The following is a 20162-nucleotide window of genomic DNA, read 5'->3' as shown; positions in this document are numbered from 1 at the left end:
CACCCGGGCCACATTGCAACCTGAATACTTTTTTGGCCGATTCACGATGCTGACCACGACTTTTCCTGTGTTTAAAGAACCGATGACCCGCAGGTATTTAATGGGGCAGGCCGCATCAATCCTCGGTTTATGGACGCAAAACGTCACCCTGAATTTACTGTTATGGCAGATGAGTCATTCACCCTGGCTGCTCGGGGTGCTGAACTTCCTGTTGTACTGTCCGTCTCTGGTGGTGCCGTTGCTGTTTGGCAGCCGTCTGACGCCAGCACGGGTGAAAACCATCATGATGCGCATCCTGTGTTTCTCGATGACACTCACCACGTTGCTGCTCGCCAGTGTGATCTTTGGTTTCATCAGCCCGACTTTCGTGCTGCTGGTGGCGGCAGTCGCCGGGTGCATCTCCTCAATGGAGCTGCCAACCCGACAACTGCTGCTGACCAGCAGCCTGCACGACAAATCCCTGATGTATAACGCCGTTGCCATGAACACCATGGTATTCAACATCGGGCGGATGTTTGGCCCAGCGCTGGCTGCGTTTAGCTTTAACCATGTGGGTGCTGTCGGCGGATTCGTCGTCTCCCTGTGCGGGCTGACGACCATGTTCTGTGCGGTACGTACCATTCAGGTGGTGGAAACGGAACACAGTCAACGCCGCGCCGGGGGGATGCGCAACGCGCTGCACTTCGTCACCCAGGACAGCTTTGCGCTGCGCTTTTTACCGATGCTGGCCTTTGTTGGGATCTTCGCCGGTTCTTATCAGTCGCTGATCCCGGTACTGGCGGCGCAGAGTTTCCATGATACTGCACGCTATACCGGCTGGTTTTTCAGTAGCGCGGGTGTCGGTTCGCTCTGCTCGGCGGTGTTTATCTCCAGCCGGGTGTCACACCAGCAGCTGCTGCAATGGTTGCAGGTTGCACCCTGGAGCGGGGTTGTGGCACTGGGCGGCATCGCCTTGTCCCATCAGCCGCTGCTGACCTGCCTGTGCTTTCTGCTGCTGGGGTTATCCCTGACGTTTTTCTCCACCATGATCAATTCCACCCTGCAACACCGCAGCCCGCCTGAGCTACGTGGCGGGGTGGTTGGCCTGTACAGCATGTCATTTCAGGGCACCATGCCGATCGGAAATCTGTTGGTCGGCATGCTGGCCTCGGTGGGCAACATCACCCTGACTTTTATGGTGATGGCGCTCGCACTGGCCGCTTTGCTCGCCGGGCAGTGGGGGCTTCTGAAATGCAGATAACACTTTCCTATAACGACGCAATGAAAGAACAAAAGATGAAAAAAACAATATTGATGGCGCGCACGCTGCCGGACGCGTTGGTTAAGCAGTTACGTGAACATTATCACCTCGTTGGCCCATTAACCCGTCTGGATGGCAGCGATTTGCCGGAAGGCGCGGAGTCAGCCGAGGTGTTGCTGACGATGAGCAGCATTACAACCGGTAAGGCGCTGATCGATGCATTGCCAAAGTTGCAATTGGTGAGCTGTTACGGCTCCGGGGTGGAGTTTGTTGATTGCGAGTATCTGAAACAGCGCGGCATTGCTCTGACCAATGCCGCCGGAACCAATGCCAGCAGTGTGGCGGAATTCGCCATGGGGCTGATTTTAGCCGGATCGCGGCATATTTTAGCGGGTGACCGTTTTCTGCGTACCGGCCTGTGGCAAGGCAACAGCGTCGAACGTTATCACCTCGTGCCGGGATTGCAGGATTGCCGACTTGGCATCTACGGGCTGGGGGAAATTGGCAGCCGCATCGCTCGTCTGGGGGAGGCATTTAATATGTCCATCGGCTATCACAGCCGCAGTCACAAGTCGGTGCCTTATCATTATCTGGCGAGCCTGGAAGCATTGGCTGACTGGGCTGATATTCTGGTGGTCGCCACACGCGGCAGCGAAGAAAACTATCACGCCATCAACGACAATATTCTTCAGCGATTGGGTCCGCACGGGTATTTGATCAACATTGCGCGTGGAATGCTGGTGGATGAAACCGCGCTATGTAATGCGCTGGACAACGGCCAGCTGGCGGGGGCCGCTCTGGATGTTTATGAATCCGAGCCCGCTGTTTCCGCCCGCTTACTCGCCACGCAAAATGTGATTCTGACGCCGCATATCGCTGCCAATACCCATTATGCACAAGCCGCGCAGCAGAAACGTATGCTGGACAATGTTGAATTGTATTTCTCAGGCAGTGAGCTGATTGGCAGGGTATGTTAATGCTAGTACATTACTTTTTATTGAATAACGGCTTTTGTTTACCTGACAGGAAATTATGGCAAGGCAGAAAACTACCGATATCGATCGTTCCGTCAAAGCGGTTAAGCGTACCCTGGCCATCTTAGATGCCTTTGTTGATCACCCTGGCGGTATGACGCTGGGAGAACTGGAAGAAGCGACAGGTTTGTTTAAAAGCGTCATCATGCGTTACATGCTGTCGCTGGAGGCGGAGCGCTATGTGTCCAAGCGGGTTGATGGTTGCTATGAACTGGGTTCCCGCGCCTATCAATTAGGTTGTACTTACGAGCGGACTTTCAACCTGCGCGAACACGTCATGCCGGTGCTGAATAAACTGACGGAAGTGACAGTGGAAAGTAGCTCCTTCTTTGTGCGTGAAGGGGATTTTCGTCTGTGTTTGTATCGGAAAGATTCGCCGCAGCATATCCGCTCCAGCGTCCCTGTTGGCACCTTGTTGCCGATGGACGATACCTCCGCAGCGACAGCCTTACGCCATTTTGAGCAGGGGATACCGGAAGGCTGGTCTTACGCGCAGGGCGTGTTCACCTCGACTGGCGCGGGGAGTAACCTGCCGACCAGCCTGACTGCCTCGATGTCGGTTCCCATTTTCAAGCACGATAACCAGCTGGCGGGCGCATTGGGTATTTCCGGTCCGATCATTCGCTTCGATCCGGCTAATCCTGACAGCCAGCAGTTGTTAATTGAAGAAGCCAGAAAACTGTCCTATGCGCTTGGGGCAACCATCTATGAATAAGGGAATGCCTATTTCACGCACCACGTTGCACAGTGAAATAGCCGATGCCATCCGGGAGATGATCGTCAGCGGTGAGCTGGAGCCGGGCGACAGAATACCGGAGAAAGATCTTTGTGAACGGTTTGGCATTTCCCGCACCCCGTTGCGGGAGGCGCTCAAGGTGCTGGCAACCGAGGGGATGCTGGTTCTGCTGCCACAGCGCGGTGCACGCGTAGCGATGCTGACCGATGAAGAACTGTACGAGCTGTTTCCCATCATCGCCAGCCTGGAAGGGCTGGCCTGTGAGTTAGCCTGCGAGAAAATAACTGATGACGAGCTTATCGCTATCGAACAGCTGCACGCCGCGATGCTGCAAACTTACCAGCAGCAGGACAAACTGGAATACGCCCGGCTGAATCGGGAAATCCATCTTGCGTTGTTCGCTGCCGCCCGTAATCAATCCCTGCTGGCGCTCTACCGCAACCTGGAGCAGCGCATCCGTAATATTCGCCATACCGTGCGCCAGTTGCCTGATGACTGGCGGCTGGCGATGCAGGAACATGAGGAGATCATGATCTGCCTGCGCGCGCGCGAGTCCGCCCGTCTGGCGCAAACCATGCGTCAGCACGTAATGAGTACCGCCAACGCGGTGCGCAACGCGATGAACGCCAGCCGACCCGCGGCTGACTGACGATTTACGGCGGGGGTTCCCTCGCCGTTATCCCCTTTTTTGCTTTCTTTTGCTGCTGGCGCAGTGGCTTTTGTCTGCCTTTGTGCAATATGAATTCATTATACATTATTAATTTTCGTTGACGGGATCCTCGCCAACGCATCATTCTGGCCTTCAGCGCTGTCGTCTTCTGTTCCTGCTGCCAGGTGGGAGCAGCCGAATTTTCATTTGCTTGCAGTATTTGGCTTACCACGGAGAGATCATGAAACGATATCTGCCCCTGTTAACCGTTATCACCCTGGGATTGTCTGCTTTGCCGGTTGCCGGTGAAGAACTCAACGGAACATTGAAGAAAATTGCCGACAGCGGACAGATTTCCGTCGGGCATCGTGATGGCGCTGTGCCTTTTTCCTATTACGACGACAACCAGAAGCCGATCGGCTACGCGATGGATATCTGCGGTGCGGTAGTGGATGCGGTGAAAACCCGGCTGAACAAGCCTGATCTCAAGGTTGATACCATGGCGGTGACCGGTGCGACGCGCATCCCGTTGCTGGCCAATGGCACCATTGACATGGAATGTGGCACCACCACCAACAACGCTGAACGACAAAAGCAGGTGACGTTCTCCACGACTTATTTTGTCGCCGCAGTCCGCATCATGTCGAAAAAGTCCGCGCCGGTGGCAGACATGGCTGAGCTGAAAGGCAAAACGGTAGTCACGCTGTCGGGCACTACCAGCGTGAAGATCATCAACGAGGCGAATAATGCCCAACATCTTGGGATGCGCATCCTGATGGCGAAAGATCTGGGAGAAGGGATGCTGACACTGGAAACCGGTCGCGCTGCGGCCTTTATCTTTGATGATGTTTCCCTGGCAGGGGCTCGCGCCACCGCCAAATCACCTGATGACTATCAGATCTCAGATCAGCCTTTATCCGTAGAACCTTATGGCATCATGCTGCGCCGCGACGATCCGCAGTTTAAAGCGCTGGTGAATTCCGCCATCGAGGGGCTGTATAAAAGCGGAGCGATTAACGCCATCTATGCCAAATGGTTTACCCAGCCGATCGCGCCAATGAACGTCAACATGAACTTCCCGATGTCGGCGCAATTGACGAAAGCCATCGCTAATCCGACCGACGATCCGAATCCAGAGTTGTATCGCTAAGCCACGAGACGCGGGCAGGATAAATACATGAACTACCACTGGAACTGGGCCGCCTTTTTCGATGTGTCGCTGGACGGTGCTCATACGTACTGGGAAACGCTGGTGATGGGGTTGGGGTGGACGGCGGCTACGGCGGTTGGCGCTTTCGCCATTGCGCTGCTGCTCGGTTCGCTGGCTGGCGTGCTGCGCAATGTGCCGTCACCCTGGCTGAACCGGGGCGGCAGTGCCTTCGTCGAGGTATTCCGTAACATTCCGCTGCTGATGCAGATGTTTCTGTGGTACTTCGTGTTGCCGGAAGCCTTACCAAAGGAGGCCGGTGACTGGCTCAAGCAACTGCCTGACGCTCAGTTCTATACTGCGGTGCTGTGCCTCGGCTGTTATCACGGGGCGCGTATGGCGGAAGTGTTGCGTGCCGGGCTGGAGAGTCTGTCCAAAGGGCAGCGTATGGCCGGGCAGGCGCTGGGACTGACGCTGCCCCAGACCTATCGCTATGTCCTGCTGCCGGTGGCATATCGCATCGTGACACCGGCTATTACCTCCGAATTCCTCAGCTGTACCAAAAACACTTCAGTGGCGCTGGCTATTGGCCTGATTGAGCTGACCGGCAGCGCCCGAGCCATGCAGGAAAACACCTTTCAGGTCTTCGAGGCGTTCAGCGTCGCCACCTTGCTGTATCTGCTGCTCAATATGACCATCGTCTTCACGATGCGCGGCATAGAAAAGCGGGCTACGCTGCCGGGTTATGGAAAAAAAGGATAGGTTATGCTGTTAGGATTTGACGTTCAAAGCATTATCAGCGCGCTGCCGTATTTGATTTTGACCGGTATGCGCTTCACCCTCAGCCTGACCCTCTGTGCCACGGTGATCGGTATCGTATTTGGCACCGGTCTGGCGATTATGCGCCTGTGCCGCAACCCACTGCTGGCAATGATCGCAACAGGATACGTCAACCTGATGCGTTCGCTGCCGCTGGTGCTGGTGATTTTCTGGTTCTATTTCCTGGTGCCTTATCTGCTGCAATGGTTGACCGGCTCCTCTTTTCCGGTCCGGGTGGATCCGTTCTGGTCATCGGTGGTGACTTTTACCTTATTCGAAGCCTGCTATTTCTGTGAGATCGTCCGCTCCGGGATCCAGTCGCTGCCGCGTGGGCAAAGCAATGCGGCGCTGGCGCTGGGTCTCACGCCGGCACAATCCCTGTTTTACGTGGTACTGCCGCAGGCGATGCGCAACATGCTGCCGCTGTTCCTGACACAAACCATCATCCTGTTTCAGGACACCTCGCTGGTTTACGTGCTGTCGATCACTGACTTTCTCGGTGCCGCCGCGAAAGTGGCGCAGCGTGACGGCCGCCTGCTGGAGATGTATCTGTTTGCGGCGGCGGTGTATTTCCTGATCTCTTACGGCGCTTCACGCGGCGTGCGCTATCTGCAAAAGCGCATCTCCATAGTGCGCTAGCACGACATTTCACTTTGACGGATGTTCTGATGACTGTACCCGATACCCACGATTTCACCTTGTCTGCTAACGATCCTGACGCGTTGTTACGCGCAGCCGCGGCGCGGACTGAGGTGCTGCAACACGATCGTATCGTGCTCTACGCTGGAGCCAATCTGCCCAGTCCGGCTGCAATGGCTGCCTATGCGCCAGGACTCAGCGCTTATCCGGCGATGGGGCCGGCCTTTGACAAAGAGCAACCGGACACCGGGCTGGTTTCGGCACTGGAAGTCGCGCTAACCCAGGAAATCAATGGATTGCTTGGTTCCACCTGGGCCGAGACGCGCCTGCCCAATTGCACCACCGCCAATCTGGCGGTATTCCACACCTTCACAAAGCCTGGCGATTTATTGCTGGCACCGGCTGCAGCCCACGGTGGCCATCTCAGCCAGCGGCGTGACGGTACCCCGGCGCTGGCTGGTCTGCATGTGGCAGATCTGCCGTTCGAGGTGAACAATTGTTGCCTCGACGCGGCAGCGGCGGCAGACCAGGTACGGCGGCTACGACCAACGATGGTGATGCTGGGGCGTTCGGTGATGATCAAACCGGATGACGTGGAGCCGGTGGTCGTTGCGGCCCGCGAGGTGGGCGCTGTGACGGTGTTCGATGCATCTCATGTGCTGGGCCTGATTACCGGCGGCGTGTTTCCCAACCCGCTGGCACTGGGCGTTGATATACTGACCAGTTCCACCTACAAAACGCTGCCGGGACACCCGCATAGCATCATTGCCGGGCGCGATGCCGGGCAAGGGAAACAATTAGCGCAACTTATCGGGCAGCGATTTATCGCCAATGCCGACGCCGGATGCCTGCCGTCTCTGCTGGTCACCCTGCGGGAAGCGCGTGAAGAGGGGACGCGTTATGCGCAGCAAATTTGCCGCAATACGCTGGCGATGGCTGCGGCGCTGGCCGGGCTGGGAGTGACGGTAACCGCGGCAACCGCGGGACAAATCGCTACTCACCAGTTACTGGTGCCGATGAGCGACGATTTACCGCCGAATGCGGTCATCGACAGGCTGGCCCGGCAAGGCGTGCTGGTCGGCACCTGCAACGATCCGCAGGTACCCGGGAAGTTTGCCCTGCGCGTGGGCACTCAGTTTATGACCCGACAGGGATGTGATGAACAGGCGTTTGCGGCATTCGCTGCCCGGCTGGCGGGGCTGCTGGCACGCGGCCCGGATGGGCGGATGGTTTGTTCTCATAGGGTAAAACCATGAGGGTTGAAAAAACGTACAGCAATCATATAATGTAGGTATGTTTCTACATGCTGGAGGTTGTTATGAGTATAACAACAATTTCAAGCCGGTTGTTTAATCAGCAGGTATCAGCTGCTAAGAAGATGGCAGAGAATGGCCCTGTGTACATAACGGACCGTGGAGAACCTGCCCACGTTCTGCTTACCTTTGAAGAGTACAAAAAACTGACTGGCACACGCCGCAACATTCAGGATGCATTGGCGATGTCTGGTGTTGCCGACATTGAGTTTGAGCCAGAACGCATGAACATCGGATTCAGGGACGTTGATTTTTCATGAGATATTTGCTTGATACCAATGTTATATCGGAACTTCGCAAGGCAAGGACGCCTAAGATAGATCTTCACGTATCAAACTGGACTGATACGGTAGAGGCTGGCGATATGTTTGTATCTGCGATCACCATTATGGAAATTGAAAAAGGGATTCTTCAGATTTCACGCAAGGATGCACTTCAGGGGAATATGCTTCGAGGATGGTTTACTCAGATGGTTTTGCGTGAATTTACCGGACGCGTGCTGCCTTTTGATACGGAAACGGCCATACATTGTGCCAGTCTGCATGTCCCGGATCAGCGTTCAGCAAATGATGCCATGATTGCCGCTACCGCATACCGTCATGATATGACGGTTGTTACCAGAAATGTGAAAGATTTTGAGGAATTGGGTGTAAAGTTGCTTAACCCGTGGGAGTGGCGTCAATAAATCCCTTACCTGCTGCTGTAAAGTCTCCCCATCATTTATTGGCAACCTACTCATTTCACACAAGCGAAAAAGGCCGCCCCGTGGGGCGACCTCTTCCGGCACTTCCTTTTGCGACCATCCGTTATTTGTACAGTTCAGCGGTCATATGCACACGGTTGTTGGTGTTGGCTTCGGTAATTTTATACTGATCGCCATGCTGTGCGGCCTGAGCGGCAACCTGAGCTTCGGCACCGTCCAGAGTATCGGCGGTAACAGAAATGCTCTGAGCGAAGCTTGCTGCGGACATCAGAGAAAGAGCGGCTGCGGCGGCGATGGTCATTGCTTTGATAGTTTTCATGGTCTTATTCCTTGGTTTGTATGGTTGAAAGCATGATTGCTTTCGATGGGGATAATGATAACCATGGCAACCATTAGCATATTAACAATAAATGCTGGTATTGTGATCATGCTAACTATTGCGCTGATAGGGAAAATCAATGAACATCATCCCGTCAGGCTCCTGGTATCTAAACCGACCAATAGTGGGTAGATAAGCAAATGAAGGTGATGGGAAATATTTTCAGGATTGTTGTCCTTGCTGTCTTCCTTTCGGGCGCAGCGCTGGCGGCAGATGGTACGCAGGAGGTACTGGCTGCAGGCCAGGCCAGAACCTTTGCCCTCCATGTGCCTGATGGCTCCCCTCCGGTTGGTGGATTTCCCGTGATTCTGGCCTTTCATGGCGGTGGCATGAGAGGAGCAGGGATGGAGAGGATGACGGGATTCAATGCACTGGCCGACCAGGACCGCTTTATCGTCATTTATCCGGATGGCATCGATAAACACTGGAATGATGGCCGCACAACGATCAAAAATCCGCAGGATGATGTCAGTTTCGTCGCGGCTTTGCTTGACCAGGTGCAGCATAACTATGCCGTCAACAGCAGACGAATCTTTGCAACCGGCATATCCAACGGAGCATTGTTTACTGAGCGCCTGGGCTGTGATCTTTCATCCCGCATCGCCGCTATTGCACCTGTGGCGGGTTCACTGCCTGCTGGCCTGGCCCCGGCTTGTCGGCCTGCAAAGCAGGTTGCGGTGATGCAGATCAACGGAATGGCCGACCCGATCATGCCTTACGGTGGTGGATGGGTGGAAGATTTTGGCGGCAGAGGGGAAGGGGGGCAAGTGATATCCGTTGCAGCAACCGCAGCTTTCTGGGCCAGGCATAACGGATGTGCAGGTGAGTCTAAATCCGCCAGGCTTCCCGCTGTTGTCATGTCTGACCCCACCAGAATCGTGCGGACGGATTACCTCAGTTGTCCACCGGCGGGTAAGGTGACAGTCCTTTCGGTGAGGGGAGGAGGCCACGTCTGGCCTGGTAATAACCTGTCATTTCATCCGCGAATTACCGGACAACCCAGCCATCAGATTAACGCCAGCGCAGTGATTATGGATTTCTTTTTATCTTTACCTATGAGACCGACAGACGAATGACAGGTATTAGTTACAACAAACCGCAATCTTGCTAAACACATACTTCAGCTCCGGAGAGTCCATTGCAAGGTTTCCCGGCAGGCTCAGGACCCGATATTTTAGTGGCACTTAACGTCTGTTGTAACTAAATTGTATACGGCAACTTACCTATTTCATTCTTGAAAGAACAGGCGTTTTGCCAATGAATTGATGTTTTATCACAGCAAAAACATGCAACAACAGCATCACTCCCAATGAGATACAGCTATAACGGTGAACCTGAAAGAAAAAATCATTCACTTCAGGGATCGTAACCGGTTGCGGAATAAAGAAAAGGCCAAAAAAGAAGTATCCTTTTTTCAACATCAGGAAACCGCTAATAAGGACGAGAAATATAACCAGGTAGAAAACCTCGTGGAACAATATGACAATACTTTTTTTATAACCAGTAATACTCCCGGTGTAAGGAACAGAAGGGCGAAAAAAACGCCATACAAATCGTATCATCATCAGCAAGGCAACCACCGTTGCCAACGACATGTTTAACGTAGAAAAAAACTTAAAAATTACGGGGTTGGATATAAAATGAAGCGAGTAGCCGACAATCATTGCATAGATAATACCAGCCGCCACTATCCAGTGTAATAATCTGGTAAGAAGATCATAACGCGAGTTTTCATGCTTCATTTGCCTGTCTCATTTTAAAGGTGTTGAGAAAGTTATAGGTATCTGTTATTTCATGTAAAAAATCCCGTCACCAAATTGTTTGCTGATGGGATTAAGACATCACATCATATTTATAAGTAATAACGATGAGACCTGGATATTTATGACCGAGAATATTCTCAGGAATCGGATGCGAAGACGTGGTGGGTTCAAAGTTGACCGCAGTAGCGCTTCTCCTGTAGAAACGCTATCTGTTAATAATCGGATAAAATAAACTGGCTACTCAGTTTTGTTGAATTTTTTCAAATTACTTATGGGGATATCTGAGCGACCGTACCACCGTCGCTATTCACTATCGGCAGAATTAAATCAAGCAAAAAACCTGCGCCAAGGCCTGACGCCCTTAACCAGGGCTGGCAACGCTACGTGAAATCTGAGAAAAGAGCAGGGTAATGGGGAAGGAATTTTGCCGTAGCATCGTCTGGTTTGGCGCATGCCGTAGCGGCACGATTTATCGCGCATCGTCCTGCCATGATGGCAGAAAATCCGTGTGATAAATCACGCCGCTACGGATGAGAGGTGAGTTATGAAGTGCGCTTTCAGATGGTTAATTTAACATAACTATCATTACCCGTACCTTTGTTATATAGGCAAAGCTGACCTGACCGCTTCGGGCTATCTGCTGAGGTTATGCTCAGTGACATTACCAAAAAGATTACTCAACAACTGATTAGTTGCTTGCAAAGTGCGCCTGTGCCGATTCAATTCATCTCCTGTTTTTATTTCCAGAAGAATTTTTATGAAGTCAGTGCTAATCAGGTCATTCAGAAAGTCACCTATGCCACGTTTTATAGCGTCCGGCAGAACATTTTTTGATTCAGGATGAAGTTGCAAGAGTTCTTCAAGATTGGTTTGCCAACTATTGATGAATCCCTCATAAGCAGCACTGGCAAGTACCGGAAAACGCTGAGTCTCAACCATTACTGTCCGGAGAATACCAATGGTTTCAGGATGGGTAATTTTTTCCAGAAAGAGATCGCCCACTAATTGCATCACGTCGTACAGCGGTTTTTCTAATAGGGTCTCCTGATAGCGTGATTTATCCTCGCCAGAATATTCACAGGCACTCAGTATGACAGCTTCAAACAGTTTTTCCTTGCTGATCGCATGACGATACAGAGTCATGATCGATACATTTGCCTGGACGGCAATCTCCTCCATGCTGGAGCCTTCATAACCTACACGTAAGAACACATCTTTAGCAGCGACAATGATAGCCGCACGTTTGCGTGCCATCAGTCGGGCCTTTGGATGATCATCTGACCATTGCTTCACGAGTTATCACCTCACAAACAAACGATAGGATAACCTATCGTATCTATTGGTACGATATGGTTGATTATCGTATTGTATCTCTCCAGGGCTCCTGACACCACACAGGCATGACTTAATGCCAACACCAGGATGTGTCAGGAGCCCTGCCCGATTGGATGTAAATACCTAAACTTTGTTGAAGGAAAAATTCCATGATGAGTGAACAAGTAAAAGAGACAGGTAAACAATCACCTAAACTGATGAGTACATTCCTATGGATAGAACAGTGTCTGATATTTTTTGCTTTTGTTATTTTTGGTGCAATGAAACTTTTCATGCCAGTTAGTCAGTTAGCACAAATATGGGTATGGCCCGGGCAGGTTCCGGAGATATTTTTACGGGTGATGGGATTGATTGATGCACTTGGGGGCATAGGGATTCTTATCCCGGCACTGACCAAAATTAGACCTCAGTTATCTGTCTGGGCTGCTTTTGGTTGTACAACCCTACAGGTTTGCGCCATTGTGTTCCATATTTCACGCGGGGAAGCCTATGTAACTCCACTTAACTTTGTTCTACTTGCACTTAGTGCATTTATACTGTGGGGACGACTACGTAAAGCACCATTCAAAAAATAATATTCTTATCACATTAAATGATGGGTGAATTCATGCCTATGGAAGTCCCTCAGTCATGAATATCGAATAAACAACTGTGCAGATGTACTTTCGCCGGCTTTATTGACCTTTATGCGTCATGTCAGGGAGACAGGACGCATCCAGTCATCATGAAGAATCAATTTATAAAAGAGTTATAACCAGACAACGGAGAATAGCGAAGAATGAAGGCTCGTCATCGCTATTCTCCTGATGAAATTTTATATCAGGTGAGGTTTGGCAATCTATTGTCAAGGATTTGGTTTTTACTTCCCCAACGATAACCAATATAGGTGGCTGCACAGACGGGTTTCTTTCATTTGAGTTATTTCTCTCAAGAATATTTTAAGTTATTCGGAGAGTACCACAGATATATCCTTACCCACGATAAAACATCTCCTTACTATTTCAATCACCATGATAATATTTTAAACAATATCAGCAATAATTATCCATAGGGTGCGACCTATCAATACTGCATTGTAACATGCATTGATTTCACTCATAAAGCCCGCAATAGTAATGAAGACCAGACACAGTCAGGCTGATTCATGTTCTGAAAACATACTCGTTAGCCAGCAGGCTAAGTGAATACAGAATTAATATTGCTTTAGACAGGGAATTAATCATGAGACCATTATTTATTAATCTCATTTTATTAGGTGGGACAACTGAGGAAAAGATCACGGCTTCTCACCATGCTGGCTTTGACCAGGTTGAGCTATGGCGACAAAATTTGACTGATGAAAACTTAACACCTGGTGAAGTGAAAAATATTCTGCATGATCAGCGGATGGCCCTGACCGATTATCAGGTTTTACTTGATTTTGATGGCGCACCAGAGTCAATACGTGATGAAAAGTATTTACAGGCACAACAAATGCTGGATGAAGCGGCGAAGTTGGGTGCTGATACATTATTAGTTCCGGCTTCAACTGACTTTGGTTGCCGCTCCGAATTCATTATTGATGATATGCGCTGGCTCGCGAAAGAAGCAGAACAATATAAAATACGCATTGCCTATGAGGCGATGTCATGGAGTACAGTGAATGACTTACTCCCTTCAGCGTGGCAGGTTGTGCAACAGGTGAACCGTGACAACGTTGGTTTGGTCGTCGATGCCTTCCATATTTTTGCCCGCCAACGAACCCTCGCTGATTTAGCAGGTATTCCGATGGATAAAATTTTTCTGGTACAGCTCAGCGACCTTAATGTAAAACCGTCCCCCGCTAATATCGTTGATATTGCTCGCCACCACCGTTTATTACCTGGTCAGGGGAAATTTCCTCTTCCTCAGTTAATGGATAAGCTACATAACTATCAGGGTCCGCTTGGACTTGAAGTGTTTAATGATGACATACGCGCCCTTCCTCCTGCACGGGCAGCCCGTATGGCCATGCAGTCATTGTTACATCTGATTTAATAACCTTAACAGGGGCAGGAGGATTGAGGTAATGAAACCTGTTAACACACCATCAATTACCGGAAAAACCCAACTTTTGGCGCTGCTTGCCAGCCCGGCTGAACACAGTTTATCACCCCGTATGCATAATTTGGCACTCTCACAGCTCGGGCTGGATTATGTTTATCTTTCCTTTAACGTTGGTAAAGAAAGTCTGGGCCAGATGATAGACACATTCCGGATGCTAAATATTCGGGGATGGAATTTATCAACGCCGAATAAAATCAAAGCTATTGATTTCCTGGATGATATATCACCTGAGGTCGAACTTATTGGTGCATGTAATACTGTTGTTAATCATAACGGCCGACTACGGGGAGAGAATACCGATGGCCGCGGTTTTATTCGTTCCCTTGAAAACGAATCCGTTGAGTTCAAAGGGAAGAAAATGACCGTCATCGGTGTTGGTGGAGTTGCCTCTGCGATCATTGCTCAAACTTCACTTAACGGCATTGGCGCTATAGATGTGTATAATCGGAAAGACGAATTTTTCGCTGGCAGCCAGAAAATCCTCAACAGGATAAGCCAGCAAACACACATCGACATTAAGCTCCATGATCTTGACGAACGTGACTGCCTGCGCGCTTCTCTGCAGGAATCATCAATTCTTACGAACGCGACCTCTGTTGGATTCACCCCCGCAACTCAGGGAATGTCGCCACTGACAGAGGAATCAGGATTTCATTCGCAACTCTTTGTAGCGGATGTTATCTATGCCCCACGTCAAACGTTATTTCTTAAACAAGCGGAGCGAAACGGCTGCCGTTTCATGAATGGGATACCGTTAGTGATCAACCAGGGAGCTGAATCATTTAAGCTGTGGACGGGCTATGATATGCCGGTAAGTTACGTCGGGAAATACCTGTTCGACCATTGAGTACCTTCATACTCACTTCATTTTGAGGACCCCGCGGTCCAGACCTTACGAATGAAGGACCGGGTTAATTAACAGCAACAGATGGTGTAGAATTGCCGTCTTTCTCAGCTTCCCTGAAGAGTTTATGAAAGAAAATCTTCTGATTAGCGTGTCACTGCGCCGTCTGTATGTTTTTACTGAAATTTGCAAAAACATGCATGTTGGGCAAGCTGCTGAACAACTGGGTATTACTCAACCCTCATTAAGTGAACAGATAAAAATGCTGGAAACAGCACTGGGTGTATCACTGTTTCACCGCCGCAATCGAAGCATTGAGCTGACTGAAGCTGGAGGCACGTTGCTAAATGAAGCAAGGATGTTACTCAGTGCCCACCAAAATGCCATTGAACGGGTGGAACGCGTTGCCCGGGGGAAAATGGGCAAATTATCTTTGGGTTTTGTCGGTTCCGCGTTAGCGGAGGAGCAACTGGTTTGGCAATTAAAAACCATTCAGTCCCGCTCGCCACAAATTGAGTTTACCTTGCAGGAAATTAATTGTCAGGCTGCAGTGGATGCATTAATTAATAATGATTTAGATTTGGTTATACTTCGGGGACCGGGACGTTTACCCCCTAACCTTATGTATAAAATACTCTCAAGCCAGCACATTGTCTTAGTGATGCACCCCAATCATCCCCTGGCCAGACTTGATGTCATCTCCATCAGGGATCTGGCACCTTATTCAGTGGCAGGGTATACCAGTGCTGATGATAACTTTGGTATCACTCCGATCATGCGCAACCTGGCTAAAGCTGCCGGATTGGAGCTAAAAATACAATGGAAAGTTACCACTGTAGCGGGGGTTATTAATATGGTTGCCTCGGGGACTGATATTGGTTTTGTTCCATTTCATTCAGCGCTGAGAGCCAGTTCCAGCGTCGTTATCCGTCCCTTACAGGAACCCACACAAAGTGAATTATGGTTAGTATGGCATGAGCATCGTGTTACCCCAGTGCTGGAGCATTTCCTGACACTGATGACCGATACAACGATATGACGATTCCGTATTCCAGCTATTAATCAGACCGAGCTAACATTAAACAGGTAAACTTATCCGCTTACCTGTTTTATCCGAATCAGTGACTGGCTTCAGATTGAGTTCGTTCTTTATTAATACGCAAGGCATGCACAACGTCAGGCAACATCGGGAAGGAACTCTGCCCACCATATTTTTGTATCGAGCAGGCGCTAATCTCAGCAGCAAAAGGCACTGCTTCTGCCAGGGGGATACCCTTCACAATACAATAAGCAATTCCGCCGATAAAAGAATCTCCTGCTCCGGTGGTATCCACCACATCCGGGCAGAAAACGGCCGGGAAGTGCTGGGTTCCCTCCTCAGTGGAGATTACTGCCCCCTTCTCACCTAACGTTACAATCACATTTCCCGCAATGCGCCGTTTCAGCTGTGCCGCACAGGATTGCGCTTCTGCAACCGAATTAACGGGTGAAGAGTGCATAAATCCTGCCTCAGTTTCGTTGACCACGAGGTAATCAACTAACCTAAGCGTTTCATCAGGAATATGACGGGCCGGCGCATTATTCACCAGAATCTTACACCCCAGTTTATGCGCTTTCTGAATAGCGTATTCAACGATGGCTGCCGGAATTTCAGACTGGAAAATAATCAGTGGCCTGGTGATAAATAACCCATCACTGATATCATCCTCAGTGATGAGGTAATTGGCACCTTTGATAATCGTACTGCAGTAGTCACCTGATTCCAGAATCTGAACAATGCCAATTCCTGAACTATTTCCTCGTGAAGCAATATGATTTACGATAACATTGTTATCATTAAGCGATGAAATTAACTCACGCCCATAAATATCATTCCCTACACACCCCACCATATTGACACTCAGGCCAAGTTTAGCACACTGAACGGCCTGATTTGCCCCCTTACCGCCGGGCATCAGCATTAATTCATTGCCCGTAAAGGTTTCACCAATATCAGGCAGGCGATCCTGTTGAACCAGAATGTCATAGTTCAAACTACCGATAACAACAACATCAACTTTCATGATTGAGTCCTTAACTCACTGTTCGCTTAGAGGCCACAGCATTTCTGGTATTGTGTAAACTTTCCTGACTGAATTCACTGGTCTTGCCCGCGATTATAGTAAAGATTGCATCCAGAATATTAAGGTGAACAATGCGCGTTGTTGCATTCTCACCGGTAATTGGATTGTTTTTGACAGACGAGATAATTGCATAGCGTGAAATATTACTTAACGGGCTGTTGGGGTAATTTGTCAGGCAAATGGTCTCTGCACCTTTCTCATTCGCCATTTTTGTCATATTAATAATATCGGTCGTCTGTCCGGAATGGGAAACCGTAAGTAAGATATCGCCAGGGCGCATCAGCGAGGCTGTCATCAGCTGCTTGTGACTGTCGCTGAATACAGAAGAGAAAATGCCAATCTTAAGTAATTTGTGATTAAAATCTTCACATATCGACCCGGAGCCACCGCAACCGGCAATGACTATGCGTGCATTCTCACTACGATTGGTAAATAACGCGGCAACCGATTTCACCACCGTAATATCTATCGATTTGAGTGCATCCTGTAAGGCAAGAATGGAATTATACAGCGTGCTCTCGACAATTTTCTCGGTGTAAAATTCACCACCTGAGACAGGGGGTACATCGATAAATTCTTCTGATACGGTGACAATGTTACCGATATTCATTTTTAAATCGTGAAAGCCATTAAATCCCAGCTTTTTAGCGACCTTTGTAATACTGGCAACACTGACATCCAGATAATCGGCGATATCACTGATGGACATCGAAGCCAGTGTTTCCGGATTATCATCAATGAACCTTGCGATAGATCGTTCTTTCCTTCCTAACTCAGGTGCGAGTGTGCGTGCCAGTAAAAATATTTCGTTTCCTTTTAGACGATTATGCATACCTTCCACCTGCCTGAGCCACTTTCTTATTAAAAGGTTAGCATGCGGTCTCAGCGCGAAAATGTTAACTCCATCACAGGTTGTGAAATGTTTTATTTTTGTATTTTACTCTGAGTAAAATTTCCACCATCAATTTCATCTTATGATTTTACTTTCGGTATCATTTTAAACATGGGATTTACCGTGAGGACAACATGCCTTATAACTCTGCCGACGTTCTATAAAAGGTAAAGACCATGAAATTTTCATCCCGCATCAATTCATTTCGTTCTCGCCCTGAGTTGTTCTCAGCGAAGAATAATATGGACACCTGTGATCTTGTCACGCGCATGGGCAAGGCCGAAGGATTAACCCATATCGAATTAAACTACCCTGAGCATTTTATTGGCCAGGATAAATCCGCTATTAAATCCTGCATTGCCGATAACGGGCTGAAAGTGGGCGGCATCGCTCTCCGTTATAATAAAGAATTTATTAACGGTGAATTTACCAATCCAGATGAAGAATTGCGCAGTAAAGCCATTAAAATTACACTGGACGCGGTGGAGATGTGCAAATTCCTCGGCGGTAACACGGTAACACTCTGGTTTGGTTATGATGGCTATGATTATCCCTTCCAGCAGGATTATTTCAGAGCCTATGAATTGTTGGTGAGTGCCTTACAACAAGTTACGCAGGCTCACCCGGATATGCAATTCAGCTTTGAGTACAAACCCTATGAACCACGAACCTTTTCCTTTATTGGCGATGTCTGTTCAACATTAATGTTGATCGACGATGTCGGTTCCTCCAATCTCGGCATCACTCTCGATTTCTGTCACATGATAATGAAAAAAGAGAATCCTGCCTTTTCATTATTCCAGTCAGCACGTAAGAACAGGTTGGTCGGTTTTCACCTGAATGACGGCTACGGTCACTTTGATGATGGATTGATGCTGGGATCCGTCCATCTGATGCAGACGCTGGAATATATCTATTATGCAAAACGCGTGAAATTTGATGGTCTTGTTTATTTTGACACCTTCCCAAGCCGCGAAGATCCGGTAGCGGAATGTGCTCAGAACATCCGTATGTATAAAACATTATCGAATTTTATTGATCAAATTGGCCTTGAAGAAATGGAGCGTCTCATCAGAGACCAGGATGCTATTAAAGTGCAGTCCCTGCTTCTGAAAATTATTAATTAAAAAAACGTAAATCATCTTACCTCATTTCTCTATCTATACAGTGTCCTGCACTGGGGGGAACTATGTTTAGTCTACTGGGTTTACCTAAAAATTTGTTGTGGGGTTATATTGGTCTGACAATATTCATGATTGGAGATGGTGTCGAACAAGCATGGATATCTATCTGGTTAGTTGAAAAAGGCCTCTCTGTTGCAGAGGCTTCCTTCCTGATTACGGCATACGGAATAGCGGTAACGTTGGCAGCCTGGGTCACCGGAGTCTTCGTGCAGACACTGGGCCCGCGTAAAGTGATGTTGTATGGTCTGATTGCCTTTGTCATTGGCAGCATTGGCTTTATTGGTGTCGGTTTAAAATCGATGCATATGGCGCTGATGCTGCCATTCTATGCCATTCGCGGCATTGGCTATCCGCTGTTTGCTTATTCATTCCTTGTGTGGATTAACTACAGTACGCCGGTAGAACGTCGTTCAACTGCTGTAGGCTGGTTCTGGTTTACCTTTTCACTCGGTCTGAGCGTGATTGGGCCTTTTTTCTCCTCGCTGGCCCTGCCGGTGGTAGGCGAAATTCACGTGCTCTGGACCGGGATGGGGTTTGTGATTATCGGCGCAGCACTGGCTATCTGGGTGAACAGAGACAAAGTCCCGGCGTCAGAAATCCATCCTTTCAGTGCGGCTGAGCTGGTGAAGGGCATAACCATCCTGCAACGCCCGGTTATTGCGATGGGCCTGGTGGTGAAATCAATTAATGGTGTCGCACAATACGGACTGGCTACCTTCCTGCCGTTGTATCTGATCAGTTTTGGCTACAGTAAAACCGAGTGGTTGCATATGTGGTCAGCCGTGTTCGTGGTTGCCATTTTTGCCAATCTCTTCTTCGGCTTCTTTGGCGACAAATTTGGCTGGCGTAACACTATCCTCTGGGTGGGAGGTGTGGGCTATGCAATTGTGTTGATACTGGTCTGGCTGGTGCCTCAGCTGTTGGGTCATAACTTCTACGTGATGGCTTTCGTACTCTGTCTTTGCGGGGTAACGATGGCAGGCTATGTACCTCTATCCGCATTGTTCCCAATGCTGGCTCCTGAGAGTAAAGGTGCCGCCATGTCGGTGCTTAATCTGGGTGCAGGTCTGGGTGCCTTTCTTGCGCCGGCCATTACCGCGCTGTTCTATACCTCGCTGGGAGCGGGCGGCGTACTGGGTATCTATGCCGGATTGTATCTGCTGAGTGCAGTGCTGACCCCCTTCCTCAAAACGCCGGATGAACTGGGTGCCCGGGTAGAAATGAAAGATAAAGCCGCATAAAAAATGCCGTCATCCCGGCAACGGGATGACGGATAG

At 49.5% G+C, this 20162-nt stretch carries 22 protein-coding genes; 17 read left to right on the top strand and 5 right to left on the bottom strand.

Translation table 11 applies throughout. From position 1 onward, the window contains the following. The first annotated feature begins 46 nt into the window (after positions 1-46). The 10 genes from AC6I8X_RS24465 to AC6I8X_RS24420 all read left to right on the top strand — a co-directional run bounded on the left by AC6I8X_RS24465 (position 47) and on the right by AC6I8X_RS24420 (position 8262). Positions 47-1240: an MFS transporter gene (locus AC6I8X_RS24465; RefSeq protein ID WP_497841468.1), complete on the top strand. Its 1194-nt coding sequence runs from the start codon at positions 47-49 to the stop codon at positions 1238-1240. 35 nt (positions 1241-1275) lie between these two features. Beyond that, complete coding sequence (locus tag AC6I8X_RS24460) at positions 1276-2217, top strand: 2-hydroxyacid dehydrogenase (RefSeq protein ID WP_497841467.1); 942 nt, start codon at positions 1276-1278, stop codon at positions 2215-2217. 55 nt (positions 2218-2272) lie between these two features. After that, entirely contained in the window at positions 2273-2989 is a 717-nt protein-coding gene (locus AC6I8X_RS24455) for an IclR family transcriptional regulator (RefSeq protein ID WP_299453942.1), read from the top strand. Beyond that, a complete protein-coding gene (locus tag AC6I8X_RS24450) occupies positions 2982-3659 on the top strand; it encodes a GntR family transcriptional regulator (RefSeq protein ID WP_497841466.1) in 678 nt (225 codons plus the stop codon). The genes AC6I8X_RS24455 and AC6I8X_RS24450 overlap by 8 nt, the downstream gene beginning before the upstream one ends. Before the next feature lie 241 nt (positions 3660-3900). Further along, positions 3901-4809: a transporter substrate-binding domain-containing protein gene (locus AC6I8X_RS24445; protein WP_416414604.1), complete on the top strand. Its 909-nt coding sequence runs from the start codon at positions 3901-3903 to the stop codon at positions 4807-4809. Between the two features lie 27 nt (positions 4810-4836). Next, complete coding sequence (locus tag AC6I8X_RS24440) at positions 4837-5568, top strand: amino acid ABC transporter permease (RefSeq protein WP_313688563.1); 732 nt, start codon at positions 4837-4839, stop codon at positions 5566-5568. A 3-nt stretch (positions 5569-5571) separates the two neighbouring features. After that, complete coding sequence (locus tag AC6I8X_RS24435; RefSeq protein WP_497841465.1) at positions 5572-6264, top strand: amino acid ABC transporter permease; 693 nt, start codon at positions 5572-5574, stop codon at positions 6262-6264. Between the two features lie 29 nt (positions 6265-6293). Then, complete coding sequence (locus AC6I8X_RS24430) at positions 6294-7520, top strand: glycine hydroxymethyltransferase (RefSeq protein ID WP_497841464.1); 1227 nt, start codon at positions 6294-6296, stop codon at positions 7518-7520. 62 nt (positions 7521-7582) lie between these two features. After that, a complete protein-coding gene (locus tag AC6I8X_RS24425; protein WP_313688559.1) occupies positions 7583-7837 on the top strand; it encodes a type II toxin-antitoxin system Phd/YefM family antitoxin in 255 nt (84 codons plus the stop codon). Beyond that, positions 7834-8262, top strand: a complete 429-nt coding sequence (locus AC6I8X_RS24420) for a type II toxin-antitoxin system VapC family toxin (RefSeq protein ID WP_313688557.1) — start codon at positions 7834-7836, stop codon at positions 8260-8262. Before AC6I8X_RS24425 ends, AC6I8X_RS24420 begins: the two co-directional genes overlap by 4 nt. Before the next feature lie 121 nt (positions 8263-8383). Here the strand turns inward: AC6I8X_RS24420 and AC6I8X_RS24415 are convergent, their stop codons facing one another. Next, positions 8384-8599 (bottom strand): YdgH/BhsA/McbA-like domain containing protein, encoded by a 216-nt coding sequence (locus tag AC6I8X_RS24415; protein WP_084872098.1) that lies wholly within the window; start codon positions 8597-8599, stop codon positions 8384-8386. A 200-nt stretch (positions 8600-8799) separates the two neighbouring features. Between AC6I8X_RS24415 and AC6I8X_RS24410 the strand changes: the two genes are divergently transcribed. Then, positions 8800-9735 (top strand): CE1 family esterase, encoded by a 936-nt coding sequence (locus AC6I8X_RS24410; RefSeq protein ID WP_497841463.1) that lies wholly within the window; start codon positions 8800-8802, stop codon positions 9733-9735. 147 nt (positions 9736-9882) lie between these two features. On the opposite strand, the gene AC6I8X_RS24405 is transcribed toward AC6I8X_RS24410, so the two are convergent. Together AC6I8X_RS24405 and AC6I8X_RS24400 are read right to left on the bottom strand one after the other, a co-directional pair. Continuing rightward, positions 9883-10401, bottom strand: a complete 519-nt coding sequence (locus AC6I8X_RS24405) for a cytochrome b (RefSeq protein ID WP_497841462.1) — start codon at positions 10399-10401, stop codon at positions 9883-9885. Between the two features lie 654 nt (positions 10402-11055). Next, positions 11056-11715, bottom strand: coding sequence for a TetR/AcrR family transcriptional regulator (locus AC6I8X_RS24400; protein WP_497841461.1), 660 nt, complete (start codon positions 11713-11715; stop codon positions 11056-11058). A 191-nt stretch (positions 11716-11906) separates the two neighbouring features. Here AC6I8X_RS24400 and AC6I8X_RS24395 point away from each other — a divergent pair, with 191 nt between their 5' ends. The 4 genes from AC6I8X_RS24395 to AC6I8X_RS24380 all read left to right on the top strand — a co-directional run bounded on the left by AC6I8X_RS24395 (position 11907) and on the right by AC6I8X_RS24380 (position 15725). Beyond that, on the top strand, positions 11907-12332 hold the full coding sequence (locus tag AC6I8X_RS24395; protein ID WP_497841460.1) for a DoxX family protein: 426 nt from the start codon (positions 11907-11909) through the stop codon (positions 12330-12332). A gap of 646 nt (positions 12333-12978) precedes the next feature. Beyond that, on the top strand, positions 12979-13773 hold the full coding sequence (locus AC6I8X_RS24390) for a sugar phosphate isomerase/epimerase family protein (RefSeq protein ID WP_497841459.1): 795 nt from the start codon (positions 12979-12981) through the stop codon (positions 13771-13773). A 31-nt stretch (positions 13774-13804) separates the two neighbouring features. Then, positions 13805-14689, top strand: a complete 885-nt coding sequence (locus AC6I8X_RS24385) for a shikimate dehydrogenase family protein (RefSeq protein ID WP_497841458.1) — start codon at positions 13805-13807, stop codon at positions 14687-14689. Positions 14690-14813: 124 nt separating this feature from the next. Next, the gene (locus AC6I8X_RS24380; protein ID WP_497841457.1) at positions 14814-15725 is read left to right on the top strand and encodes a LysR family transcriptional regulator; all 912 of its coding nucleotides are present in this window, start codon (positions 14814-14816) and stop codon (positions 15723-15725) included. A gap of 79 nt (positions 15726-15804) precedes the next feature. Here AC6I8X_RS24380 and AC6I8X_RS24375 read toward each other — a convergent pair whose 3' ends face one another. Both AC6I8X_RS24375 and AC6I8X_RS24370 read right to left on the bottom strand, forming a co-directional pair. Then, the gene (locus AC6I8X_RS24375; RefSeq protein WP_497841456.1) at positions 15805-16749 is read right to left on the bottom strand and encodes a ribokinase; all 945 of its coding nucleotides are present in this window, start codon (positions 16747-16749) and stop codon (positions 15805-15807) included. A 10-nt stretch (positions 16750-16759) separates the two neighbouring features. Beyond that, complete coding sequence (locus AC6I8X_RS24370) at positions 16760-17641, bottom strand: MurR/RpiR family transcriptional regulator (protein ID WP_497841455.1); 882 nt, start codon at positions 17639-17641, stop codon at positions 16760-16762. Positions 17642-17877: 236 nt separating this feature from the next. Here AC6I8X_RS24370 and AC6I8X_RS24365 point away from each other — a divergent pair, with 236 nt between their 5' ends. Together AC6I8X_RS24365 and AC6I8X_RS24360 are read left to right on the top strand one after the other, a co-directional pair. Then, the gene (locus AC6I8X_RS24365) at positions 17878-18828 is read left to right on the top strand and encodes a sugar phosphate isomerase/epimerase family protein (RefSeq protein ID WP_497841454.1); all 951 of its coding nucleotides are present in this window, start codon (positions 17878-17880) and stop codon (positions 18826-18828) included. 62 nt (positions 18829-18890) lie between these two features. Then, entirely contained in the window at positions 18891-20126 is a 1236-nt protein-coding gene (locus AC6I8X_RS24360; protein WP_497841453.1) for an MFS transporter, read from the top strand. Positions 20127-20162: the final 36 nt, after the last annotated feature.

The sequence above is a fragment of the Pantoea sp. X-Soil-TKNS-1280 genome (assembly GCF_059730475.1).
Note: the sequence above shows the minus strand (reverse complement) of the source record. Positions and strands in the feature narration are given on the sequence as shown.